The following is a 23,569-nucleotide window of genomic DNA, read 5'->3' as shown; positions in this document are numbered from 1 at the left end:
TTCAGGATAAAGCCGGGCTTATTCCATGAGCATCTCTTTAATATATCGAGCGTACTTTTCCTCCTCTAAAATTTTATAAAGCACTCCAGCCTTTTGTGCTGTCGCATAATTCTTTTTGTGCCTTTCATGGGTATACCCACCGGCAAGATCTTTTGGAACAGGAACCTGGATATCCCGAGCCATTTCCTTATCTACTTCTTCTTTTACCTGCTTTAGGGTCTGATCAAATAAGGATACCGTCCCCAGGTTGGACTGGATATTTTCCACTCCTTCTTCAGTAAGGACTAAACCCGAAGAATTACTTTTCAGATTCTTCTGAGCATTTACTGAAAAAACTAATATTAAAAATAAGGAGGCTATGTAATATCTCATATCATATTATTGATTAATTGAGGTTGAAATTAAAAAAATAAAACTGGTTTACCAAATTGGTTTACCAATGTACAATAATTTTTTACTTAACCAATAATTTCAGAAGAAACAAATAAACAACCCGGGCAACGTCGTAAGCAGTACCTGCAAAATCCAACAGTACCTCCAGCTCTTGCAGCTCCTTATTTTTTATAGTGTGTTTATCCTGAAATGAACTTCCAAGGACAAAATTTGGGTAGACTGTACTAACGCAAATCTTCTTAGCACCGAATTTTATAGGAGTGTGCGTCAAGATTTCAGCATTGCTGGTAGCCTACAGAGTTTCCGGATGTCTTCCTTTATATGCAACCTACGCTGTATATTGGTTTACTGCATCTGCACCAAAACAATAGTGAATTGCACATGGGCACCCCTAGGAATACGCTGTTTGATTGTTGATTCTCTAATGCCTAATCATTTTTAGTAAAATAAGCTTTATTAGAAATGGCTGCATCACTAATAGTTATGCTTGCGTCCTTAAACCATACTTCAGCATAGTTCCCGTCTGCATATTGTTTTTCTATATCGCCTCCATGGGTTTCTGCCCCGGAACACCAATTTTTATTTACTATAGGTGATTTTCCATTAGTTTGATTGTAAGCTCCCAACTTAAAAAAACATCCCTCGCCAGCATACGCGTTCTTACGCTCCACACCATCCTGCCCAACTGGTACAAATAAATCCTGTGTTTGCTTAGGTATCTCAGTAGTTATGGAATATTCAGATTTGGTTAGATTTTTTGTAAAGGATTTGGTTTCATGTTCTTCACTAGTGAATTTTAAGTTCATAATACCGCCTTTCACCTCGATTTCATAACTGAACTCTTCACCCAAAGCAATCCCATCCTCTGGTTCTTCAGGATACGTGCTTTCATCAGGGCCAACTACCGAAAAATCATGCCCCCAAACCGCTGTGGAAAAATCCCATCGTACAGAATTATCATCTCCGGCAGTATTAATTTCATAATGCCAAAACACCGACCCCTTAGTATGACCAGGAAATTTCTTGTAAAATATTTTAAGCGGCTCGTTCTCGTGGCCATCGGCGCTATGAATCTGACCGACAACTACCGAGTAGGAAGCAGCTACCCGGGCATCCCCGGTAGAAGATACATTCATTACTTTGAGTGTAGCTGAAAGTTTATCATCGGCGGTTGCGGGATACCATTTTTTAATTTGAGCTAATTCAGTTCTCGTATTGTTTGAAGTACCATGCGTGTCTCCTCCATTGGGAGCCTTAAAAACTATCCAGTTCCCAGAATCTTCAGTTTCAGTATAAAAGAAATCTTCATCTTCAAAATTATTTGCAACACCAGCATTTGAACCATCGCCCAATATTAATTTCCAGTGATCAAAAAATGGAATAACATCACTTGGGTATTTTGTTGTATCGCCTTTTTGTTCGATTTCTTTAGATGTTCCTGCGGTATTATCTTTACAGGAAAAAAAAGCGGAAAATATGAATATGGCTATGAATATTTTTTTCATGATGAATTAGTACATTAATTTCTGCTTGAGGTTTTCCTCCACTTTAATCTCGCCTGAATTTTCAATAGTATTATTCACCGGCTCCTGACCTTTGGCTCCCCAAAGAATCGCAATAAATTTCACTGGATTATCAATAAAATTGTTGTTGGCCATTTCAACATTTACAATTCCCCTGGTTTTTAAAAGAATCTCCGTAGCTTCTGATGTACCCGAATTTTTGATGGTATTACCTGTAAAGACCAGATTGCCACCTATCGTTGATTCATCATAACCGCCACGATGATAATCAAGTACTTCATTCTGGATATTTTCAAACTCAGAATTGGTTATATAAACGAATTCGGCATTATATTCACCTTTGTCATCGGTCTCCTCAGCAAGATTAATCCCCGCCTGAAGATCTTTAACACTTGAATTTGTAATAGAAATGGTATCGGCAAAAGAACGTTGTGAGACTTCCAGAAGATTTTTAAAATCCTTTATTTCAGAATTATCTACCCATAAATTATAGGCGCTGGACATATTTTCATTCAAAGTCCCAAAAGCATCACGGTTTTTATTTCCGCTTAGATCAATATTTTCAATTTTCAGGCTTCCTCCCGGGTTCATTTGAAATGCAGGAGTGGAATTACTTTCTGAAAATTGCAGTTTCGCCTTATTTTTTGATCGAAGACTAATTCTTTTATCAATAACAATCGAATTCTCAAGCTTATAAGTTCCGGACTTTAATTCGATTATGCCGCCCGACTTTGCGTTTTGTAAAGCTTTAATTAATTCTTCTGAAGTTGAAACCTGCACTACTTCAGCCTTTTTCTTTTCTATCTCAGGGTTAAACCAATCAGGACCATATAATTTTTTATTTACAAGTTTTGCATTATTAGAGACCGGTAAAGTAACCGCTCCAATACTGTTATCTTCTGTCCTATCATTTCCGAAGAGATCTTTCTCAATAGTTTCAAAATCAAAACCATCATAAACATCATTAAGATTTTCGGCAGGGGCATATAAATATTCTGAAAGCTGTTTTATTTCAAAATCCTGCGTTATCATTCCTTTATCCTGAACCTCACTCTCATTAGGACTATTTAAAATATTATTTTTAAACTTCACACCGTCTACCGTATCGTAGGCTACCACAGGAAGTTTCTGTTCCGATTCACTATAAATTAAATTATTGGCAACCAGTATCCGCTCAGGTCTGGCAGAACGAATTTCAGAAGCAGGCAAAACCTCGCTTTTATCTACATTAGACCCAACACTAAAATGCCACGGAGATTTATTATCAATAAAAGAATTATAAGCAACCACTACGTCGGTTACCTGGTTATAACGGTTAAGTGGAGATTTAGGGATTCCATTCATCACTGCTAAGGGAGCCCTAAACTCGGTTCCTTTGAGCTTATAAAAATAATTATTGGTGATCCAGTGCCCGGTATTGATTACCCGAATACCACCTATAAATTCTGAATTATCATTCCCAATAAAAATATTACCATCTATCGTAGCGTAATTCCCATGCCTTAACACCAATGAACCTTCAGATTCAAAAAATACGTTATTCTTAAAACTATTGAAATTAGACTTGCTGGAAATGATCTCTACCTCACCGTTACATCTATAAAATAAATTTTCAGAAACATTTACGTACGCTGGAGTCATCGAAGTTTCACTGGAACCTATCTGCATAGTTTCACCATGCGGACCTCCCTTTCGTGGTCGTTCCCCGAAATAATTGTGAGTTATCTGGTGATGGGTATTGATATTCTCATTTCCTTTCAGAAAAACCCGTACGGTAGGACCGGTATTTGACTTTCCCGCGATATAATTATTCTTAAGGGCATTATTCCTCCCCCAAAGTTCTACCCAATGATCTTTTGTATCCCTGCTCGGCTGGGTGAAGTTTTCAATGACACAATTCTGGACCGTGCTATTATTGGCAATATTTTCATCATCAAGCCTGTATTCAATTACCGAGTTTGATGGTGTATAGCCGTTTTTGAAATAAAGGCCATCTACAATAAGAAATTCCCCTGCTAGTTTTAAAGACGATTTTCCCGCAAGAGTTACTTTTCCTTTACTTTCAACATTTAAGGTAATAGGCTGGTCTTTAGTTCCATTTCCCTTAAAAATCAATTCTGCATCTTTCCACACCCCGTTGGCCAATGTAATTACATCACCTGGCCCGGCTTTTTCCACGGCACTATTAAATTCTGAAATGTTCGTAACAGGATTTTTAGTCGTTGTAGAATCTTGACCGACGCTAATTCCGGATACAAATAAAAAAAAAGTAAATAAGATATTTTTCATAATTTCAACTGGTTTACCAAATTGGTTTACCAAATATATGTATATTTGTTCGACTTGCAAATTTTTAACATAATTACAGTCAAATAGTATCCTATAAAAGTATTTATATGCTAATAAGCCCAATAAGTTTCGATTATCTTGAAAAGTGAGGATATCTAATAATGCTAAATTTTGATTATATGAACATGCCAAGAAGAGAGTTTATAAAAAATGTAGGCGCGGCAGTAATCGCTATGCCCTGGATCACATCTCCGTTCAGTATATTCAATTTTGATAAGTCTGATGATCCTTTAGAAGTCCATCTCTTCTCTAAACATTTGCAGTTTTTGGATATAAAAGAAGCTGCCAGAATTGCAGCGAAATTAGGATTTGAAGGGTTGGACCTGACCGTGCGCCCCAAAGGTCACATCTTACCTGAAAATGTTGAAACTGAATTACCTCAAGCCATACAGGATATAAAAGAAGCCGGATCGTCCTGTAAAATGATCACCACTACCATAAGTGATGTTAAGAATACAGATGATTTAAAAATTATCAAAACAGCTGCGGAGAATGGAGTAGAGTTTTATAGAAGCGATTGGTTCAAATATCATAAAGACAGATCCATGCAGGAGTCTATCGATATCTACCAGCAACAAATCAACGAGCTTGGGGAGGTAAATAAACAATACGGCATTACTGGCTGTTATCAAAACCATGCGGGCACAAGTATCGGTTCTACTTTCTGGGAGGTAAAACAACTTCTGGAAACGGTTAATCCAGATTGGTTCGGGACCCAATACGACATTCGTCATGCCATGGTAGATGGTGGCTTATCCTGGGAGAATGGTCTTAGGTTACTGAAAGACCATATAAAAACGATCGTTTTAAAGGATTTTAAATGGAAAAAAACAAACGGTAAATGGGAAGTTGTGAATGTGCCGATAGGCGAAGGGATGGTAGACTTCAAAAGTTATTTTAAACTTCTGAAAGATTATGATTTAAAACCTCCTGTTTCTTTACATCTGGAATATCCTCTGGGTGGAGCTGAAAAAGGAAAATCTGAAATTACCGTTGATAAGCAGTTTGTTTTTGATGCCATGCAAAAAGACCTGGCCACCGTGCAACAATTATGGCAAGAAGCTTAAAATCAAGATATTAATAAATAACGATACAAAATAATCGACAGAATTTTAAACCTTAAATATCTACTAAATGAAATTTTTTAAATTATCGTTCAAATCTTTTTTAATACTCGGTTTAGTCTTATCACTAAATAGTTGTGCAGATAATGCCAAAAAAAACAAGGAGGAAAAAGAAAAAACTAATGAAAAAGCCGAAGTTTATCCAAGCGATGTAATCTCTTTTATGGATGAATGGAGTATCCTTTTAGGTAATGGTACTCGTACAGAAGAATTGGAAGATTTTAAGCATAAGGATTTTTTCTATGTCGAAAATGAATACAATACAGAATGGGTTGTGTATAAAACACCTAATTCTGGTGTTACCTCTAAAACCTCAAGCAATACGAGAACGGAATTAGGCCAATTAGAACACTGGACTCCTGAAGAGGGAGGGAAATTAACCGGCACACTAAAAGTAATGCATGTTTCCACTTCCGGGGATGCCAGGGTCGCTGCTTCTTATTCAGTAGTAGTGGGTCAGATTCATAGCGATGAAGGTCATGAAAACGAACCTCTGAAAATCTTTTATAAGAAATTTCCAGGACACACGAAAGGTTCTGTGTTCTGGAACTATGAAATTAATACGAAAGGTGATAATTCAGAACGATGGGATTATTCCACCCCGGTTTGGGGACATGACATGTCTGTTATAGGTTCAGCCCCTGATGCCTATCCTGAAGAACCTGAAAATGGTATTGAACTGGGGGAAGAATTCAGCTATGAAATAAACGTACATAAGGGAACCATGTATCTTACTTTTAAAAGTGAAGGCCACGAAACCAAAACCTTTACCAAAAACCTGCTAAAATCAGAATTTGCAAGAACTGAAGATATTCCACAGCAAATATTAACCTTATATGAATCAATAGGTCGTGACGGAATAGAACGTGAGGAAGCATATTCAGGGGAATTAAATTACTTTAAACAAGGAGCTTATAATCAAACTAACGGAAAATCCCCGGAAGAAAACCTGGTTTGGAGCACGGGAGCAGATATTTATGAAGGTGATATCGCCAAACAATATGCCAATGGAGACTATGCAGAAGTTTGGTTTAAAGATGCAACGGTAGGAGCAGGTTCATCACCTGAGGAAGATTAACTTTCGTAGAAAATTTGTATAAAGAACTGAAAAATGGGCTTTCAGCTATGAAGAGCCAAAATTTATAAGGGGATTAGACCTTGGATCAATATTATCCAATTGAATCTAATCCCCTCTCGTTTAGATTAAAAATAAAATTAGAAAGCTTAATCGTTCTCATTGATAACCAGAATTATTCCACCTTAAGAGTCATTATTTGTAATTATTTGGGCCTAAGATCCCACTATTTCTGGCTTCATCATTCACATGTTATTTTTAAATTTTTGAAAATCGTTTTTTTAAATTATTAACCAGCTACCAATTATTTTTTGCTCTAACTCTTTCCTGATTTTTTTTGGTAATATTTTCACACATATTTCCGAATGAATGCATTTTTTGACTTTTCATTAGACAATGATTTCTCTGTTGGATATTCATTTGTTTTTACCTGATTTATTTTTTAAATGTTTGTTCAATTCTTTTATCTGGTAACACCCACAGAAGAGCAGCGACTAAATATATTAAGAGGCCTAGGAATGGTTGTAAAAATGATATGGCACTACCAGTTAAGTATAGTAAAAGTGAAATATTCAACTTTATATCATTACTGTAAACTTTCCCTACATTCGATTCTTTGCCTTCATTCTTTATAACGTAATAAACAAATATTTTGAATGCCAGAGCAGCCAGGAATAAAACCATCCCATACAATGCGGTTGGGTTGGTTTCAAAATGATTTTCTCCCATCCAACCTGTAACAAATGGAAAAAGAGAGAGCCAAAACAATAAATTCAGGTTCGCCCACAAAATTTTCCCATTTACCTTATTAACGGCTTGTAGTAGGTGATGGTGGTTGTTCCAGTAAATTCCTAAGTAAATAAAGCTCAAAATATAGGTGAGAAAAACAGGCAGAATTGGCTTTAAGACATCAAAACCGGCACCTTCCGGAACTTTCATTTCTAATACCATTATAGTGATGATAATGGCCAAAACGCCATCGCTAAAGGCTTCTAATCTTCCTGTTTTCATAATTTGCGTGGTTTTGGTAGAGGCACATATTCCTCTTCATCTCCAGGCACCTTCGGAAAAGCTTTCAGATTCTGGTCTTTCCAGTCCTTTTTAGCTTTTTCAATAACCTCCTTATCAGAGTTCACGAAATTCCAATATAGAAAACGTTCTTCTTCAAACGGAATTCCTCCAAAAACATAGAGCGTTGTGTTTGGTTCCATGTCAAAGGAGCACAATGTACTTTCCTTGGCAACTAAAATTTGTTTAGTACCATAATGATGTCCATCAGCAGTTACGCTCCCTTCTAAAATGTACAAAGCGCTTTCCCCATAGAGCTCTTTCCCTATATTTATCTGTTGTTTTTCCTTACTTTTTATCTCAATGAAATACAACTCGCTATGAACAGGAACCGGGGAAACTTTTCCAAAAGCCTTGCCAGCAATTAACTTAAATTGCGCGCCTTGCTCGCTCCAATGTGGAATATCTTTCTCTTCAAAATGAGCAAAGGTGGGTTGCATTTGCTCTAAATTTTTAGGTAATGCCACCCAAATTTGCAATCCGTGTAAAGTCTTATCTGAATCTCGTAAATATCCAGGTGTTCTTTCTGAATGTACCACCCCTTTTCCTGCAGTCATCCAGTTTACCGAACCAGGTTTAATTTCCACCTCAGAACCTAAACTATCTTTATGTACAATTGATCCTTCAAATAAATATGTAAGGGTAGACAATCCAATATGTGGGTGTGGCGGAACATCGAGATTTTCATCCTTGCTCATTCTGGCTGGCCCCATATGGTCAATAAAAGTAAAAGGTCCAACGGCCCGTTTCTGCCGGAACGGTAACAAACGACCGACCATAAAATTACCAATATCGGCTGCACGTTCTTTTATAATCAATTCTGTATTCGACATATTTTTAAAATTTAATTCACTTCTATTTAGAGACCTAAGATTATTTCTTGGTACTGTGGGCGTAGTTGAAAGGTCAATCAAAAATGTCTCGACTCCAGCCTGTCTTGAGCGAAAACGAAAGGCACAACATGAAAATTTTAATCTTGATTTGCCTGATAGGTACTTTAAAGGAAAAGCATATAAAGTGTTATCGATAAATTCTGAAAAGCCCATTCTCACCTAATTCCCATATTCTGGAAATACTGACATTTTCAGATACTACTATTATTAATTAATAGCGCAATTCAAATAATCCTTAAGATTTTACTCACGCCAAAACATCTCCTATACTTCTATCTCTATCAAATCTACTTTTTGCATATGGACAAAGCGGAATAATTTTTACATCGTTCTTCCGGGCAAAATCAACACCGGCCATTACCAATTGTTTGGCAAAGCCTTTCCCTTCAAACTTATCTTCTACTCCGGTATGGTCAATTATAAATTTTGTTTTTCCGGCCCAGGTATACGTCATTTCTCCTGCAACTTCACCATCCTCATCAATGATAAATCTTCCCTTTTTACCATTGTCTTCTCGTTTTATTTCCGCCATATTTTTTTGATTTAGTATGTGATTTAAAAGCAGTTTTTACCTACTCTATTTTTCTATACTTTTTTAAGCTTTTTCCTATTTCCTATTTAGTGAAAAGTAGCTTAATAGAATTACTCAATCTTTATGAGTTTCAAAACCCTGTCTTCATTGATAAGTTAAGTAAAAAAGGAATGATTATTTATATTACATCATTCCTTTTTTGGGTAATTTCACCAATTTCATTACTAATGATTCGCAAATAGTCAATTATTTAATCCTCTAAATAACCAAACTTCCCGGTATTAAAATCATTGAAGGCTTGTATCAATTCTTCCCTGGTGTTCATTACAAAAGGACCCTGGGCAGCAATGGGTTCATTGATAGGTTCACCACTAAGAACCAGTACCACGGCATCATCTTTTGCTTCGATTTCAAAAGTTTCGCCATCATTAGCCATTAATGCCAGGTGATCTGTTGGAGTTTCTTCTTTCCCGTTAACAATAATGCTTCCTTCCAGGACCAGAAGTACCGTATTATACGCTGCCGGAAATTGAAAATCTGCCTTTCCTCCTTTTTTCAATTTGGCATTGAACATATGTATGGGTGTAAAAGTTGAAGCCGCTCCTTTAGTGCCATTATATTCGCCTGCAATAACTTCAATAATTCCAACGTCATCCTGCAATTTATAGCGGTTGATATCTTCATATTTTATAGCCTGGTATTTGGGATCGCTTTTTTTGTCTTTGGCGCGCAGGTTCACCCAAAGTTGTACCATTTGAAAATCACCACCTGTTTTGCTCCATACTTCTTCGTGGTATTCTTTGTGCAATACTCCACTGGCCGCGGTCATCCATTGAACATCACCTTCGCCTATTACACCCCCACCACCACTGCTGTCATGATGGGCAACCTTACCTTTATATGCAAGCGTTACGGTCTCAAAACCTTTATGTGGATGGACTCCAACCCCTTTTGGTTTTTCTGAAGGTGGAAAATTATAGGTCGAATTATAGTCCAGCATAATAAACGGGCTCATTCGCTGCATATCCATCCGAAAACCACTTGGTATGAAATTATGTACCCGAAACCCGTCGCCCACAAAATGAGGCTCCCTTGGACTTGCTACTAGCTCTACTGTTTTAGTTCTCATTATATTAATATTTTAAATTTAACAATTTTTACATTCTTACTTTTCCTGCTTAAATCGAAAATCGACACCCAACCTAACCTTATCACTGACTACGACATTGCCGGTTTCGGTTACTGCATTCCAGTTTAAATTGAAGTCTTTTCGGTTAATAGTTCTTGAATCTTCAAAACCGGGTTTGGTCTGTCTGCATAGGATTCACCGCTATTCCATTAAAATCAAAGTCATGGGAAATTTCTTTGGTTACATTTCTAATCGTCAAGTTTCCCACCATAGTACTTCCGTTAAAAGATTTTGATTCAAAAGTCAGATCGGGGTATTTTTAATTATTCAAAAAATCCGCCGATTTCAAATGCGCATACTTTTCCTTGTTATTAGTACTGATAGAATCCATTTTTGCCGTGAAACTGAAATCTGCATCCTTAAAATTTTCTTTATCCGTTTCGATATTAGCATCAAATCCTTTTAGATTTCCAGAGACAGTAGAAATCATCATATGTTTTATTTTAAACCCGATTTCAGAATGAGCCGCATCTACTTTCCATTTTGTATTTTCTATTGTTTCCATTTCTAAGATTTTAATGTTAAACATCTTATTTGAAACAAAATTAGATGATCATAGGATGCTGTGCATTGATCTACGATAAGAAGTCAATTTACAGACTATCAATTTCTTACATCATTCTTAAACACTATGCTGAATTGAAATATTATTGAAACACTCTAACTATTAAGAGCAAATATTGTGTTTGTACAAGAACAAAATTGCTGTTGAATGGATCTCTTTTAGTAACTCGCTAAAAATTTTGTCAGTTCCATAGACATTATAGAAAGACTGTTAGAAATAACCCATTAAGTTTTAAAATTAATAAGACAACTAATATATGGGAGGTTTCGCTTAACTACATTTATGTTTGGTATGAAACTACTTTTTGAAGTGTTCATTAGCCAATTCCTTCCGTACCCTGCTCAAACTTTCAGGGGTAATTCCCAGATAGGAAGCTACCATTGTTTGGGGAACACGTAAAAGAATATCGGGGTACATATCAATAAATTGCAGGTAACGTTGCTTTGCACTAGCGCTTAACAACAGGTTAATTCGTTTCTGCAAATGTCGTATATGGTTATGCAGTAATTTATTATTGAAACCTGAAAAATCAGGAATTTTTTCTGAAAGAAGCTGAATGAAATTTTCATCAATTATAACCACTTCGCTCTCTTCCAATGCTTGAATATAATATGCTGATGGCTGATTGAAATATGCGCTTTCGCGATCGGTTACAAACCAATTCTCAGGCGCGAAGGATATCGTGTGTTCTTTACCTTTCTCATCTATTGAATACTGTCGTAAAAGTCCATTTCCTACAAAAAAAGTATGTTTGCAATGTACATTTTTTCTTAAAAGGAACTCATCCTTTCGTACCTTTTTAACCGTACAGCTTTCAATTATTGAAGAAATGTCCTTTTCGTCAATATCAAGGTTTGATGTCAAATAAGTTTTGAGATGTGAACTTTGCATTTTTGGTTCGAATGGTTCTTTTTAGAATATCTGCAATGGTTACGGTTCATATATTGCGGGATTATGGACGCAGACTTTTAGGATAAACAATTTTGTTCAGGTTTCTAAAATTACACTCTTTCGATTAAACCCGTAATTTGCGATTAATTGATGTTAGGCTTTCGTACTTTACTCTATATCCTTTTTTAATTTTTGAGGATGTTGTCGTGTGTCGAAAATAGTTATTATTTCTATTTCTTTTTTCGAGGAGAAAATGCGATAATAAAAAGTTGTATGCTCTGTCACAACGCATTTATAAATATCTTTAAAATTAGATGATTTTGGACAACGGTTTGCGGTTATCGCAAGTTGCGGGATTAGGAACGCGGAATTGTCGGATTTAACATCTTCTTTCCTGGTTTCTAAAATTATACTTTTTCTGCACAACCCGTAATTTGAGATGAACCGCTGTTACCCACAGTAATGTAGAATTACTTGTTGATAATTCCTGAAAACTATTTTATATCTAACCGTTATATTTTTTTAATTTAGTCCAGTCGATATAACAGTCGAAAAAGTTCTTTGTAAAAATTTGGTGTTCAGACTCTTTACTTTCATTCAAAAGTAACTAAAATTAATTATAAACCACAATTATGAAACAGATGGTATAGAATGAATTATTAAGATTATGTCTAAAAATAGACACCAAGAATCCGACCCCTCAAGGAGGAAAGGATTCAATTTACATGTGCTACTTTTTATAGCTGAAATTGCTTGGGAATTAGCGAAGATTTTTTTAGGAATATAAAATCTTCATGATCTTAAACTTTAACTAGACGGTTAATTTTATTTCAAAAATGGGAGATTGCTTATGTGGTGTGAGCAATCTCTCTTTATTTTTAAGATCAATCAAATTTACAAATTTTAAGTTATTATATATATGATGTATATAATTTAGAATCAATTTAAATTACTTTTTTATTTTCTTAAGTTTAAATTTTGTGATTATTGTGGGTAACTTTCAGGATAAAGGGATATTTGTTCTATTTTTTCCGACAGCTTTTGAATGAATTTATCTCTAGTTTTCTTATTCCAATTTTCTAAAAGATATTCATTAAGTTTTAAAAGTTTTGTTTCGGCAAGCTCGGATAAAAAAACTTTCATTAAGAAATTTTCTTTAAGAATGAATCGTAAGAGACTCTCTTACCTTGATTGAGTTCCTCAATACCCTGTTTAATTTCTTTTTGTTCAGAAGCACTTAATTCATCCCAAAAATCAACTTTTTCTTTATTGATAAAATCAGCAACTTTTTGAATAAAATCATTATTATCGATTTCTAGTATTGCTTTCACTAATTCGATTTTTGTGGTTTTAATATCCATCTTCCTTTTCATTGTTTTCAAATATACAAAAAATAAGAATTGACCTAAGACCTTGATAAAGTACGAAGCCCAACATTTTATAAAGTCTTTAAATATACAAACACCAGGATTTTTTAGGGGTGAAATCGTACTTCAATATTTAAGTTTCAGTCGGGGATATAATTTTATTGGGCTCGAATTGATTTGGCTTCTTTATAAATCCTCTCAGAATTTTTCAGTTTTAAAAATATTTGGTTAGTTTTTGTGATTGAATGTCTAAACTTACATTAGCCCGCTTTGAACTCTTAGAATTACTGAACTTAAGAAAACGCATTGGTAACTTCAGTCTGATCTATAAAAAAGCCATTCACAGCTACGAGGTGAGCAGGTCTTTCTCTTGGTAACGCCATAGGATCCCCATTTTGAGCTCCCATTGTGAAATTAATACCAGAGACCCACACCATGCCTTCTGGAGACAACATACTGTCAGGTTTTTCTTTTATCAACTCATATTCTTTCTTTACTGTCTCTTTTTCCGAAGCCGTTGACTCAGTAGATTCCTGCTTTTTATTCTTGCAAGAGGCCAGTATTATCAAAAATGCCAGTAATATTTTGAAGTTTTGTTTCATAAATTTTAAATTAAAAAAAAATGGCTGAATATACCCTCTTTTTCTTTCTATTAATTATTCGTCTTTACCTTGTTAATCTCTTTGCGCGCTTCTTTTAGATCATCATCTTCGACTCCAGATTTTTTCACTTTTCTAATCTTCTTAATTCTTTCAATTTCGAAAACAGTGATTTTTCCCCGTTGTTCTGCGGAAATTGCCTCGCCTTCACCGTCTACGATCTGCTGATTTAATTTTTCAACTTTTTCGGTAACTTTCTTCATCAATTTATCAGATTGAGCAGATCCTGTAGCTACAAATCCTAAAGTGAATACCAGTGCAATAATTAGTTTTTTCTTTTTGTTCATTAATTAAAGTTTATAAAATGTTGGTTTAGCTTAAAAAAGACGGTTTTAATACTACAACCGCCTTTTTTCCATCTAAAACTATTTTATCGCTTCGAGTAAAGAAGTATAAACAACGGCTCTCCGCCTATTATTCTTAAGACATTACTCTGTTATGAATAATTATACTTTTATTTAAGTATTTGCTTAAATACGTATTTTATTATACATTTGAAAAATAATTGATTGACATGAAACTGGAAATAACCTGTACAAGAGCACAAGCTGACCATAAACAACTTCTAAATTGTAAATCAACTTTAGAAAAAATGGATGAGAATTTTCAAGAAATGACAAAACTGCTTTCAATTGCTGGTAGTGAAGTACGATTAAAAATATTATTCCTGTTAAATATGGAAGATGAATTATGCCCTTGTGATATTGCTGATATTTTGGAAATGAGTGTTCCAGCGATATCTCAACATATTCGTAAAATTAAAGATGCCGGTTTTATCACTTCAAGGAGAGAAGGACAAACTTTATATTATTCGTTAGTAAAAAATAAAACAGCTGTTCTTGATTCTATTTTCACTACGATCAGAACAGTAAAGAAAATTGCCTGAAATGAAAAATTCAAATAAGTCAAACAGCCCGGCTTACTTAAGCTTAATTACTGCCATAACTGCTTCACTATGCTGTATTACTCCCCTTCTGGCTATTTTAGCAGGAAGCAGCGGACTTGCCACCATGTTTTCGTGGTTAGATCCTTTTCGTCCTTATTTGATTGGGCTTACCATAGGAATTCTTGTGTTCGCCTGGTATCTTAAATTGAGGCCTAAAACGCAGAAGGAAATAGAATGCGCATGTGACGAAGAAGAAAAAACTTCCTTCTGGCAATCTAAAAATTTCCTTTTTATCATTACAATATTTACTGCGTTAATGTTAGCTTTTCCCTATTACTCTGATATTTTTTATACTACTACAAAAAAAGAGATAATGGTAGTGGCTGAAAATAACATAGAGAAAAAAGTTATTGAAATAGAAGGAATGACCTGCTCGGGATGTGAAGCTCATGTAGAAAGCGAAGTAAATAAACTACCGGGAATTATTTCAGTAAAAGCTAGTTATGAAAATTCAAACACCATAGTTGAGTATGATAAATCGCTTGTTGAAGAAGTTGAAATTTATGGGGCTATCAATAAAACTGGATATAAAGCTATTCCAAAAAATAAAGAATAATTAAGATGAAGGAGTATGATGTTTTTATAATAGGTTCAGGGATGTCCGGAATGACCATTGCTAATAAATGTGCTTCAAAAGGACTCAGCGTTGCCATAACAGACGAATTGCCTTATGGAGGCACCTGCGCCTTGAGAGGATGTGATCCAAAGAAGGTGATTATTGGTGCTACTGAAGTTTGCGATTTCGCTGCGCGGCTTAAAACAAAGGGTATTGATAAGGTTCCAGAAGTGAATTGGGCAGATATAATGGCTTTTAAACAATCTTTTGTAGATGCGATGCCTCCCAAAATAGAAAAAGGATATGACAAAAAAGGGATCGACACCTATCATTCTTCAGCTCGATTTATTTCAGAGAATACTTTAAAAATAGGCGATACAGAGATTAAAGCTAACAAAATAGTAATCGCAACCGGGGCAAAGCCCAGAGAATTAAAATTTGAGGGTGGAGAACTAGCTCTTTTAAGTGCAGATTTTTTAAATCTGGAAAAACTTCCAGAATCTCTTTTATTTATTGGAGGAGGTTATATAGCCTTTGAATTTGCCCATATAGCAGCACGTTGCGGGTCAAAAGTTACTATTTTACATCGGGGTGCAAAACCTTTAAAGAATTTTGAACAGGATATTGTCAAACATCTGGTGACAGCTACAACAGATTTAGGAATTGAACTAATTTTAAATACTGAAGTAAATTCAATCAACAAAAAAGATCAAAAGTTTTATGTTGAAGGAAAGTCCAACCATGGTTCAAAGATTTTTGAAGCAGATGCGGTATTTAATGCAGCCGGCCGCCCACCTTCCATATTCGATCTGGATCTGGAAAAGGCAAATATTGCGTATTCAGAAAAAGGAATTAAAGTAAATTCCTTTCTTCAAAGTTCTTCTAACCCTGATATTTATGCAGCTGGAGATGCTGCAGATACTGCAGGCCTACCCCTAACGCCTGTAGCTGTCCTGGAAGGTCATACGGTGGCCTCCAACATTATTAAAGGCAATAAAAAGGAAATTAACTATCCTCCTATGCCCACGATTGTATTTACTTTACCTACACTCGCAAGTGTTGGGCTAAAAGAAAATGAAGCTGAAGAAAAAGGATATGCCATAAAAGTTAACCATCAGGATGCAAGTGAATGGTTCAATGCCAAAAGGTTGAATATAGATCAATATGTCTTTAAAACTATTATTGATAAAGAAAAACAAACACTTTTGGGCGCCCATTTGATCGGACCTCAATCAGAAGAAATAATAAATATTTTTGCACTGGCTATTAAAACGGAGATCCCCATAAATGATTTAAGAAAAATGATATTTGCCTACCCTACATTGGCTTCAGACATTCCGCATATGCTTTAACCTTAGAAACAATATGAATATAGAAATAGAATCAAAAATAACCTGTCCGCATTGCGACCAAAGCAAATTAGAGAAAATGCCAACGGATGCATGTCAGTTCTTTTATACATGCGATAATTGCAATGAAATATTAAAACCAAAACAAGGCGACTGCTGCGTGTTCTGTTCTTATGGCACCGCTGCATGTCCCCCTATCCAAAAAAATTCCAGTTGTTGTTAAGAGATCTTAAATAGTAGTTCTTAAAAAATGAAGCTGCCCTAAAAGTCGATTTTTCGTCAAGCTGTTCCGATAGTTATCGGAATTGTTTCAGCTTCTAATTTGTTTTTCAACTTGTTAAGATCCTGAAATAAATTCAGGATGACGTGTTTCTTACTATTGGGACAGCTTCATTTAATTATTTATTAGAGCAAGATTAATCTTTCCTGATTACCAGTTCATACACACAAGGTATCACCAAAAGATTTAGAATTGTTGCTGAAAGTAATCCTCCCAGGATCACCACCGCCATAGGGCTTTGAATTTCACTCCCCGGTTCCCCTCCTTTTAGGGCTAGCGGAATAAGTGCCAGACCCGTAGTAAAAGCGGTCATCAAAATAGGATTCAGCCTGTCTAAAGCTCCCGTTTTGATAAGTTCGTAGCCTTTCCAACCTTCTTTTCTTAAGTCTTCATATCTCGATACCAGTAAAATACCGTTCCGGGTTGCGATTCCGAAGAGACTTATAAATCCAATGGTGGAAGCTATACTTACAATCCCTGAGGTAAAGTAAACGATCAGAATTCCACCGATCAAAGCCAGTGGCAAATTGATGAGCACCACGAAAGCTAATTTCACGTTATTGAACTCAAAATACAACAACAGGAATATCACAAAAATGGCTATCACCGCAGTGATCAAAAGCATTTGTGAAGCTCTTGATTCACTTTCAAACTGGCCGCCATACTGTACTCTATAAGCTTCCGGAATATTCACCGACGAATTTACAGTCTCCCGGATCTCTTCTACTGCACTTCGCAAATCACGGCCCTGCACATTAGCGGCAACAACGATCTTACGCTGCACATCTTCCCTGCTAATGGTATTGGGACTACTAACAGAAGAAGCCTGAGCAAGCTGTTCCAATGGGACCTGTGATCCATTTGGGAGACCTATCAAAGCGGTTTTTATTTTCTCGATGCTATTTCTGAAGTCCTCTTGATAGCGCACTACCAGGTCAAAATACTTCTGACCCTCGTAGATCTCACCTACTTCGTGACCGGCAAAAGCAACATCTACCTGCTCCATCAGCTGGCCAACGGTCATTCCGTAGGCCGAAAGGATCTGGCGCTTTGGAGTGATCTTGATTTGCGGCACTTCTATCTGCTGATCTACCGCTACATCGGCAAGTCCGTCGATTGGTTTAATATTCTCCTCCACGCTTTTACCTATTTCATATAGCTGCTGCAGATCCGGGCCAAAAATTTTGATTGCGATATTGGCTCGAGTTCCGGAAAGCATATGATCTATACGGTGAGCAATAGGCTGCCCCAGGGTAATATTTACACCAGGAACGATGCTGAGTTTATTTCTGACATCTTCAAAAAATTCCTCCTTGGATTTATCTTCCAGGGTAAACGGTACATCGATCTCGGCAGCATTCACTCCCTGGGCGTGCTCATCCAGTTCGGCTCTACCCGTCCTTCTGGTAACCACCGCAACTTCAGGCATTTCAAGTAACAATTGTTCAACCTGTTTCCCGGTCTTATTACTTTCTTTAAGTGACATTCCCGGAGGTCCAACCACGCTGATCACCATAGAACCTTCATTGAATTCCGGAAGGAAACTTCTCCCCAATCGAGTAAAAAGGGCAATGCTCAGTAAAAAAGCGATGACAGTAACGGCGATCACCGTTTTAGGTATTTTCATCGCACGACTTAAAATATCGGCATACCCATTTCGCAACCATCTTTCGACTTTAGTACCTTCAGCTTGCTTCTTCAGCATTTTCTCCTTTTTCAGAAGATAGGTACACAATACAGGAGTCACGGTTACCGCAACTATCAAAGAAGTTAGAACTGAAGTTATAAATGCAATTCCGAGAGGTTTCAATAATCTTCCTTCCATTCCGCCAAGGAAAAACAGCGGCACAAAAGAAACAATGATAATAAGTGTAGCAATTATAATGGAACTTCTAATTTCCACGGATGCTTCCCTTACCACGGTAATAACCCCCTGCCTTTCAGCTTTTGGTTTTCGAATGTTCTCCCGTAGGCGTTTGTAAACGTTCTCCACATCAATAATCGCATCATCTACCAATGCTCCTATAGCGATAGCCATACCTCCCAGACTCATCGTATTGATGGTATATCCAAGCATTTTCAGGAAAATAATCGAGACCAGTAACGATATAGGGATTGCCAGCAGTGAAATTAATGTAGTACGCCAGTTCATTAAGAAAATAAACAGCACGATCACTACAAAAAATGCTCCTTCAAGCAGCGTCATATTCAGATTGCTGATGGAAGCATCAATAAAATCGGCCTGGCGGAAGATTTGACTCTTGATCTCTACGCTTTCAGGCAGACTGGTTTCCAGTTCAGCAATTGCTTCGTCCAGTCTTTCCGTTAGCTCCAGCGTATTCACATCGGGCTGCTTAGAAATCGTCAGAATAACCGCTGGTTCTGCATTCAGTGATCCATCACCAATCTTATCTGCAGCTCCAATCTTTACTTCAGCTACATCTTTGATCTTGATACTCTGTCCATTCACTTGTTTTACAACGGCTTCTTCCAGATCTTCCAAAGCATAAGCTCTACCGCTACCTTTGACGATATACTGGTTTCCATGTTGGTTCAGAAAACCACCGGGCGCATTAGTATTCGCTTGCTTCACTTTTTCAGTGAGTTCTTCAAGGCTAACGTCGTAATATTTCATTTTTCCGGGATTGGCAAAGACCTGGTATTGCTTGTAGTCCCCTCCAATTACCACCACGTTGGCGATTCCCCCGATAGCTTTAATACGTGGACGTATCTGCCAGTCAGATAAAGTCCTTAGTTCCATTGGGCTAAGACTGTCTGAAGTGACTCCCAATAGCATTACTTCTCCCATAATCGAGGAGATAGGTGCCATGGTAGGAGCTCCGATTCCACTGGGCAGGTTTTCCCGAACCATTGGAATACGTTCACTTACAATCTGTCTTGCCTTGTAAATATCGGTGCCCCAGTCGAATTCAACCCAGACGATAGAGATTCCCGCTGCGGAAGAAGAACGAATTCTTCTCACATTTGGCGAACCGTTCATTGCGGTTTCGAGCTGGTAGGTCACCAGTTTCTCAACTTCCTCAGATTCCATTCCGTGGGCTTCTGTAAGTATGGTCACCGTTGGTGCTGTAAGGTCCGGAAATACATCCACGTTCATAGTACGTGCGAGGTAAAACCCGGTAACACTAAGCACAACAGCTCCCAACAGCACTAGTAGCCTGTTATGGAGTGATATTGATAATATTTTGTTTAACATCTATAAAGTTTTTAGTGTTGAGTTATTAGTTTTGAGTGGATTGGGAGGTTTTCACAATGGCCGTGAGCAATCGGACAATTTCGTCGCAGGCTGCAATTTCTTTTGTAAAGTCATATTTAACTAATTGACTTTCCTGTAACAAAAAAAGCCAGTATTTGGTTTCCCTTGCTTCTTTAGAAGAAATTGACATTTTTGCAATAAAATCTTTCCGGGATTGTCCGGCCAAAGCTTCAGAAATATTGGCACCAATAGAAGTGCCACTTTTCAACAGCTGTTTGGATATCACGAACTCCTTTTCTTTTACTAAAAATTTATAAAGTGAAATAATTTCCAATGCAAATTTTATCGCCATATCCTGAACTATACTCCGCTTAGTCACCATTATCTATAGTTTTTAGTGTTGAGTTATTCTCGAAAATAAAATGAAAATTCCTCTCTGGTAAAGAAGTAATTTTAGATAACTGAAAACTTAAAATTCACGACTCAAAACTCCCAGTTCAAAATTCAAAATTCATAACTCAAAATTATTAGTGGTCGTGACCGTGTGCAGGAGTTGTACCGGACATAGAAGCCATTTTTACCTGATAGAAACCTGTAGTAACTACAACTTCTCCAGCTTCAAGTCCGCTAAGAACCTGTGCATTCCGGCCATTTCGCTTTCCGATCTTTACAGGTCTTCGTTCAAAACTTTCACCGCCAGTTTGTACGATCACAGAATAATTTCCGTAATCTTCAAGTAAAGCAGCTTCAGGCACTACAATTCCGGCTTTGGCTTCACCCAGAGCGATCTGGACTTCAGTAAAACTACCTTCAGGCATTTCAACCACATCATTTACCTTGATAAATACAGGGATCATCGGTTTGCGATCTTCCACTTCCTTACCTACCGAAATTATTGAGCTGCCTGCTCCTTTCACTTCTTTCCAGTCTCCATTCTCAGTCTTATACCAGACGTTAGCGATAGATTCTTTACTTGGATTATTAGACGCACTTAACTGGGTTTTCAATAGGCGCAATCTATCCGTTCCAATGGTGACCAGGTTCGCTCCCTGTTCCTCATAATTTCCATTAGAAGTGCTGATGGATTTTATAAAACCATCAAATGGAGCCCTTATCTGCTTCCCGCCTGCTCCATAATTGGAGCCAAGCGCCCGGTAGTTTGCTTCGGCTACGCGAAAATCACTTTCTACTTTTTCAAATTCCGCCTTGGGAACGATCTTATCCTCGTAAAGCTCTTTTTTCCGTTCATATTCTGCTTTGGCCTGATCATATCTGGCTTTAGCCTGAGCGATCTCTGCCTGAATGTTATTAGAAGAAAGTCCTTCACTGCTAAGGTTCATCAATAACTGACCTTTTTTCACTTCGGTTCCTTCCGTCAGGTTGTCTGAAACAAAATTCACCATTCCATTGGCTCCTGCCGCCAGAATCTTATAAGTGCCCGGAGCAGCTTGCCAGACTCCGGAAGTATGAACAACCTCGTAAACTTCTCCCTTTGTTACAGGTGCTGTTTGAAAATCGATCTTCCAGGCCTGCTCTTTTAAAAAGCTAATCCCACCATCTGCTGCTTCTGCCACATTTTCTGAAGCATCTGCGGCTGAGGCATACACCCGGACGTCCTGGATCACGATCCTGTCTGAATATTCAGGGGTTTTCAGATCAAAAACCAGATCATAGGTCCCTGGCGCTTTCGGTTGTAAAGCCGGTGAAAAAATTCCCGGAGAAGAAGGCGAATCCACTTTATGACGAATACCACTTTCTCCCTTTATAAGACTCACCGTTACTGAACCTTCACGAACTGGTTGATGTTTATCCAGCACGGTAAAATGAGCTGCAAATTTGCTGGTTTTACCTTCCACTAAAGCCGGAAATTCTACGAAAAGTTCCGTCTGGTCTGTCCAGATGGTTTTACTAATTGCAGGAACTTCTGAGCTTACATGGTTTCCTTCTGCATCATGCGCATGTTCTGCTTCCTCATTATTTCCGCAGGAAAACAGAAAAAGTGCGATGCATGTTATATAAATATATTTCATGTTCAATTTCTATTTTTAATGATCCCCATGCTCGGTTCCGTCATCATGCGTATGATGATCAGATCCTTCATGCTTTTCCAGTGAATCTTCACCTACTTTAAATTCTTCCTGTTCCCCATGCTCGTCGTTCATATGGTTCCCATCCTCATCGTGTGCATGTCCATGCTCTTCTTCCTGCGCGTGAGCTTCAGCCCCTTCTTCATGCTCATGGCCGTGTTCTTCATTAGCAGTTTCTCTGCAAGCTGAAAAACTAAATATTAACAGGGCTGCAATAAATAAATTTTTAAAAGTCATAATTTTTATTTTTAATTATAATTGATGTTTTAATAGTGTTGCTTTTAGCTGAAGAAGTTCTTTTTCCATCTCCAGCTTCTTGTTATAGGCTTGCCGGTAAAATTCAACTTCCCGGTAATAATCCAGAAATGAAAATTCACCCAGCTTATAGGCTTTAAATAAAAGTTCTTCGGAATTCAGGTCCTTAAACGTCTCCTGGTATTCTTCAAACTTTCTTTTTAAAAGATGATATTGCTGATAATTTTCCTGAAATCTGGTATAAAATTGAGCAGTTTCAGCTCCGGTATTGGCCTGGGTATATTCCAGGTTTGCCCTCGCGGCTTTCACTTTATTATTGCTATTCCAGAGGGGAATTGAAAGTCCGCCCAGGAAACCGGAATAATTACTGGAGTTCACTCCCTGATAATTATAACCTATGCTTAGGTCTGGAAGTACCTTATTCTTTTCCAGTTTCACCTGCTGCTCGGCCAAAGCTTCACGGGCAGTTAATTGCTGAACCTGGGCATCTGCGGAAAGTTTTTCTTCCCAGAGCCCTTGCATGGAAGCCAGTTCAGCATCTTCCATTAAATAGAACTGATCTTCATTAATGGCGTTTCCACCATTCAGTTTTTGAAGCTCCAGGAACGTGTTTTTGATCTCGATCTCAATTTGATCCATTTCAAACTGTTCCTGCAACCAGGCAACTTTTGCCTTATTAAGTTCCAGGATTCCAATCTGTTCCGCATCAAATAACCGCTGGATCTGATCGTAAACCTGTTTGGCCTGCTCCACCCTTTCCTGCTCAAGTTCCTTTCGTTTTTGCAGGATCTGCAACTCTAGAAGCTGTTTTTTTGCATCCAGAAGTACTTCCTGTCGCATGGTATTGTACTCAAGCTCAAGTAATTCTTTCTGCTTCTCTATCCTTTTGCTTCTAGCTCCATAAACCGTGGGAAATTCAAAACGTTGAGATACCTGGTATTCATAATAATCATCGGTCTCATGCTCTCCAAACGGAAGATAAAAGGCTGAAACCTGAGGATCCTGTAGGTTGTTCTCTGTCTTGTTTCCAAGGTTCTGACTGGCCATATATGACTGATAAGCCTTTAGTTCCCTGTTATTCTTACTTATTTGATTCAGAATATCTTTTATGCCGGGACTTTGGGCAAAAGAGCCAATAGAGATAAGGATTCCGCAAATAGCGGAAACTATATATCTGTACATAAATATTGATTTTAGTTTAATCTGTATAATAAAGGTCTGCCTGCTGTTAAAAACAACGGCATGACTTAG

24 protein-coding genes and 1 pseudogene are annotated in these 23,569 nt (G+C 37.3%); 6 read left to right on the top strand and 19 right to left on the bottom strand.

Annotation, left to right across the window (positions count from 1 at the left end; all coding sequences use genetic code 11):
* Window positions 1-18 precede the first annotated feature (18 nt).
* The 3 genes from GFO_RS17930 to GFO_RS05380 all read right to left on the bottom strand — a co-directional run bounded on the left by GFO_RS17930 (window position 19) and on the right by GFO_RS05380 (window position 4,205).
* Window positions 19-372 carry a hypothetical protein gene (locus GFO_RS17930; protein WP_011709043.1) on the bottom strand — a complete coding sequence of 118 codons (354 nt, stop codon included), beginning with the start codon at window positions 370-372 and terminating at the stop codon, window positions 19-21.
* 449 nt (window positions 373-821) lie between these two features.
* Window positions 822-1,898 carry a polysaccharide lyase family 7 protein gene (locus GFO_RS05385; RefSeq protein WP_011709041.1) on the bottom strand — a complete coding sequence of 359 codons (1,077 nt, stop codon included), beginning with the start codon at window positions 1,896-1,898 and terminating at the stop codon, window positions 822-824.
* 6 nt (window positions 1,899-1,904) lie between these two features.
* A complete protein-coding gene (locus GFO_RS05380; RefSeq protein WP_011709040.1) occupies window positions 1,905-4,205 on the bottom strand; it encodes a chondroitinase-B domain-containing protein in 2,301 nt (766 codons plus the stop codon).
* Between the two features lie 179 nt (window positions 4,206-4,384).
* Here GFO_RS05380 and GFO_RS05375 point away from each other — a divergent pair, with 179 nt between their 5' ends.
* Both GFO_RS05375 and GFO_RS05370 read left to right on the top strand, forming a co-directional pair.
* Window positions 4,385-5,332, top strand: coding sequence for a sugar phosphate isomerase/epimerase family protein (locus GFO_RS05375; protein WP_198408248.1), 948 nt, complete (start codon window positions 4,385-4,387; stop codon window positions 5,330-5,332).
* A 67-nt stretch (window positions 5,333-5,399) separates the two neighbouring features.
* Window positions 5,400-6,467 (top strand): polysaccharide lyase family 7 protein, encoded by a 1,068-nt coding sequence (locus GFO_RS05370; protein ID WP_011709038.1) that lies wholly within the window; start codon window positions 5,400-5,402, stop codon window positions 6,465-6,467.
* A 432-nt stretch (window positions 6,468-6,899) separates the two neighbouring features.
* Here GFO_RS05370 and GFO_RS05365 read toward each other — a convergent pair whose 3' ends face one another.
* The 11 genes and pseudogenes from GFO_RS05365 to GFO_RS05320 all read right to left on the bottom strand — a co-directional run bounded on the left by GFO_RS05365 (window position 6,900) and on the right by GFO_RS05320 (window position 13,915).
* A complete protein-coding gene (locus GFO_RS05365) occupies window positions 6,900-7,475 on the bottom strand; it encodes a TMEM175 family protein (RefSeq protein WP_011709036.1) in 576 nt (191 codons plus the stop codon).
* Window positions 7,472-8,365: a pirin family protein gene (locus GFO_RS05360; protein ID WP_041250019.1), complete on the bottom strand. Its 894-nt coding sequence runs from the start codon at window positions 8,363-8,365 to the stop codon at window positions 7,472-7,474. The genes GFO_RS05365 and GFO_RS05360 overlap by 4 nt, the downstream gene beginning before the upstream one ends.
* Before the next feature lie 307 nt (window positions 8,366-8,672).
* Window positions 8,673-8,957, bottom strand: a complete 285-nt coding sequence (locus GFO_RS05355) for a GNAT family N-acetyltransferase (RefSeq protein ID WP_011709034.1) — start codon at window positions 8,955-8,957, stop codon at window positions 8,673-8,675.
* Window positions 8,958-9,207: 250 nt separating this feature from the next.
* Window positions 9,208-10,086 (bottom strand): pirin family protein, encoded by an 879-nt coding sequence (locus GFO_RS05350; protein ID WP_011709032.1) that lies wholly within the window; start codon window positions 10,084-10,086, stop codon window positions 9,208-9,210.
* Window positions 10,087-10,122: 36 nt separating this feature from the next.
* Entirely contained in the window at window positions 10,123-10,236 is a 114-nt protein-coding gene (locus tag GFO_RS18115; RefSeq protein ID WP_423738265.1) for a hypothetical protein, read from the bottom strand.
* A 13-nt stretch (window positions 10,237-10,249) separates the two neighbouring features.
* Window positions 10,250-10,576 (bottom strand): annotated as a pseudogene (locus GFO_RS17925) (YceI family protein).
* 432 nt (window positions 10,577-11,008) lie between these two features.
* Entirely contained in the window at window positions 11,009-11,602 is a 594-nt protein-coding gene (locus tag GFO_RS05340; RefSeq protein WP_011709029.1) for a Crp/Fnr family transcriptional regulator, read from the bottom strand.
* Window positions 11,603-12,586: 984 nt separating this feature from the next.
* Window positions 12,587-12,745, bottom strand: a complete 159-nt coding sequence (locus GFO_RS05335) for a type II toxin-antitoxin system RelE/ParE family toxin (RefSeq protein ID WP_011709027.1) — start codon at window positions 12,743-12,745, stop codon at window positions 12,587-12,589.
* A complete protein-coding gene (locus tag GFO_RS05330; protein WP_041250256.1) occupies window positions 12,745-12,963 on the bottom strand; it encodes a hypothetical protein in 219 nt (72 codons plus the stop codon). The genes GFO_RS05335 and GFO_RS05330 overlap by 1 nt, the downstream gene beginning before the upstream one ends.
* 299 nt (window positions 12,964-13,262) lie before the next feature.
* Window positions 13,263-13,571 carry an SUMF1/EgtB/PvdO family nonheme iron enzyme gene (locus GFO_RS05325; protein WP_011709024.1) on the bottom strand — a complete coding sequence of 103 codons (309 nt, stop codon included), beginning with the start codon at window positions 13,569-13,571 and terminating at the stop codon, window positions 13,263-13,265.
* A gap of 50 nt (window positions 13,572-13,621) precedes the next feature.
* Entirely contained in the window at window positions 13,622-13,915 is a 294-nt protein-coding gene (locus GFO_RS05320) for a hypothetical protein (RefSeq protein WP_011709023.1), read from the bottom strand.
* Between the two features lie 227 nt (window positions 13,916-14,142).
* On the opposite strand from GFO_RS05320, the gene GFO_RS05315 reads away from it, so the two are divergent.
* Genes GFO_RS05315 through GFO_RS17920 form a run of 4 tightly spaced genes read left to right on the top strand, consistent with a single transcriptional unit; the run spans window position 14,143 to window position 16,702 of the window.
* A complete protein-coding gene (locus tag GFO_RS05315; protein WP_011709022.1) occupies window positions 14,143-14,514 on the top strand; it encodes an ArsR/SmtB family transcription factor in 372 nt (123 codons plus the stop codon).
* 1 nt (window position 14,515) lies between these two features.
* Entirely contained in the window at window positions 14,516-15,130 is a 615-nt protein-coding gene (gene merTP / locus GFO_RS05310) for a mercuric transport protein MerTP (protein WP_011709021.1), read from the top strand.
* Window positions 15,131-15,135: 5 nt separating this feature from the next.
* A complete protein-coding gene (locus tag GFO_RS05305) occupies window positions 15,136-16,482 on the top strand; it encodes a dihydrolipoyl dehydrogenase family protein (protein WP_011709020.1) in 1,347 nt (448 codons plus the stop codon).
* Between the two features lie 13 nt (window positions 16,483-16,495).
* Window positions 16,496-16,702 (top strand): GDCCVxC domain-containing (seleno)protein, encoded by a 207-nt coding sequence (locus tag GFO_RS17920; protein ID WP_083830800.1) that lies wholly within the window; start codon window positions 16,496-16,498, stop codon window positions 16,700-16,702.
* Between the two features lie 193 nt (window positions 16,703-16,895).
* On the opposite strand, the gene GFO_RS05300 is transcribed toward GFO_RS17920, so the two are convergent.
* From GFO_RS05300 to GFO_RS05280, 5 genes are all read right to left on the bottom strand, one after another.
* Window positions 16,896-19,976 carry an efflux RND transporter permease subunit gene (locus tag GFO_RS05300; protein ID WP_011709019.1) on the bottom strand — a complete coding sequence of 1,027 codons (3,081 nt, stop codon included), beginning with the start codon at window positions 19,974-19,976 and terminating at the stop codon, window positions 16,896-16,898.
* Window positions 19,977-20,001: 25 nt separating this feature from the next.
* Complete coding sequence (locus tag GFO_RS05295) at window positions 20,002-20,358, bottom strand: four helix bundle protein (RefSeq protein ID WP_011709018.1); 357 nt, start codon at window positions 20,356-20,358, stop codon at window positions 20,002-20,004.
* A 145-nt stretch (window positions 20,359-20,503) separates the two neighbouring features.
* Window positions 20,504-22,006 carry an efflux RND transporter periplasmic adaptor subunit gene (locus GFO_RS05290; RefSeq protein WP_011709017.1) on the bottom strand — a complete coding sequence of 501 codons (1,503 nt, stop codon included), beginning with the start codon at window positions 22,004-22,006 and terminating at the stop codon, window positions 20,504-20,506.
* A gap of 15 nt (window positions 22,007-22,021) precedes the next feature.
* Window positions 22,022-22,300, bottom strand: coding sequence for a hypothetical protein (locus GFO_RS05285; protein ID WP_011709016.1), 279 nt, complete (start codon window positions 22,298-22,300; stop codon window positions 22,022-22,024).
* Between the two features lie 15 nt (window positions 22,301-22,315).
* Window positions 22,316-23,500, bottom strand: a complete 1,185-nt coding sequence (locus GFO_RS05280) for a TolC family protein (RefSeq protein ID WP_011709015.1) — start codon at window positions 23,498-23,500, stop codon at window positions 22,316-22,318.
* Window positions 23,501-23,569 lie beyond the last annotated feature (69 nt).

Source organism: Christiangramia forsetii KT0803, from assembly GCF_000060345.1.
Classification (GTDB): Bacteria; Bacteroidota; Bacteroidia; order Flavobacteriales; family Flavobacteriaceae; genus Christiangramia; species Christiangramia forsetii.
The sequence above is the reverse complement of the archived record's forward strand: the minus strand, read 5'-3'. Positions and strand labels throughout refer to the sequence as shown.

Bases quoted from the DNA above. Each gene is read 5' to 3' on its own strand.
- GFO_RS05340 (WP_011709029.1), bottom strand. From the start codon at position 11,602: ATGCAAAGTTCACATCTCAAAACTTATTTGACATCAAACCTTGATATT.
- GFO_RS17930 (WP_011709043.1), bottom strand. From the start codon at position 372: ATGAGATATTACATAGCCTCCTTATTTTTAATATTAGTTTTTTCAGTA.
- GFO_RS05335 (WP_011709027.1), bottom strand. From the start codon at position 12,745: ATGAAAGTTTTTTTATCCGAGCTTGCCGAAACAAAACTTTTAAAACTT.
- GFO_RS05315 (WP_011709022.1), top strand. From the start codon at position 14,143: ATGAAACTGGAAATAACCTGTACAAGAGCACAAGCTGACCATAAACAA.
- GFO_RS05350 (WP_011709032.1), bottom strand. From the start codon at position 10,086: ATGAGAACTAAAACAGTAGAGCTAGTAGCAAGTCCAAGGGAGCCTCAT.
- GFO_RS05355 (WP_011709034.1), bottom strand. From the start codon at position 8,957: ATGGCGGAAATAAAACGAGAAGACAATGGTAAAAAGGGAAGATTTATC.
- GFO_RS05385 (WP_011709041.1), bottom strand. From the start codon at position 1,898: ATGAAAAAAATATTCATAGCCATATTCATATTTTCCGCTTTTTTTTCC.
- GFO_RS05380 (WP_011709040.1), bottom strand. From the start codon at position 4,205: ATGAAAAATATCTTATTTACTTTTTTTTTATTTGTATCCGGAATTAGC.
- GFO_RS05290 (WP_011709017.1), bottom strand. From the start codon at position 22,006: ATGAAATATATTTATATAACATGCATCGCACTTTTTCTGTTTTCCTGC.
- GFO_RS05280 (WP_011709015.1), bottom strand. From the start codon at position 23,500: ATGTACAGATATATAGTTTCCGCTATTTGCGGAATCCTTATCTCTATT.
- GFO_RS05375 (WP_198408248.1), top strand. From the start codon at position 4,385: ATGAACATGCCAAGAAGAGAGTTTATAAAAAATGTAGGCGCGGCAGTA.
- GFO_RS05300 (WP_011709019.1), bottom strand. From the start codon at position 19,976: ATGTTAAACAAAATATTATCAATATCACTCCATAACAGGCTACTAGTG.
- GFO_RS05295 (WP_011709018.1), bottom strand. From the start codon at position 20,358: ATGGTGACTAAGCGGAGTATAGTTCAGGATATGGCGATAAAATTTGCA.
- GFO_RS05365 (WP_011709036.1), bottom strand. From the start codon at position 7,475: ATGAAAACAGGAAGATTAGAAGCCTTTAGCGATGGCGTTTTGGCCATT.
- GFO_RS05325 (WP_011709024.1), bottom strand. From the start codon at position 13,571: ATGAAACAAAACTTCAAAATATTACTGGCATTTTTGATAATACTGGCC.
- GFO_RS05305 (WP_011709020.1), top strand. From the start codon at position 15,136: ATGAAGGAGTATGATGTTTTTATAATAGGTTCAGGGATGTCCGGAATG.
- GFO_RS05320 (WP_011709023.1), bottom strand. From the start codon at position 13,915: ATGAACAAAAAGAAAAAACTAATTATTGCACTGGTATTCACTTTAGGA.
- GFO_RS05285 (WP_011709016.1), bottom strand. From the start codon at position 22,300: ATGACTTTTAAAAATTTATTTATTGCAGCCCTGTTAATATTTAGTTTT.
- GFO_RS05330 (WP_041250256.1), bottom strand. From the start codon at position 12,963: ATGGATATTAAAACCACAAAAATCGAATTAGTGAAAGCAATACTAGAA.
- GFO_RS05370 (WP_011709038.1), top strand. From the start codon at position 5,400: ATGAAATTTTTTAAATTATCGTTCAAATCTTTTTTAATACTCGGTTTA.
- GFO_RS05360 (WP_041250019.1), bottom strand. From the start codon at position 8,365: ATGTCGAATACAGAATTGATTATAAAAGAACGTGCAGCCGATATTGGT.
- merTP (WP_011709021.1), top strand. From the start codon at position 14,516: ATGAAAAATTCAAATAAGTCAAACAGCCCGGCTTACTTAAGCTTAATT.
- GFO_RS17920 (WP_083830800.1), top strand. From the start codon at position 16,496: ATGAATATAGAAATAGAATCAAAAATAACCTGTCCGCATTGCGACCAA.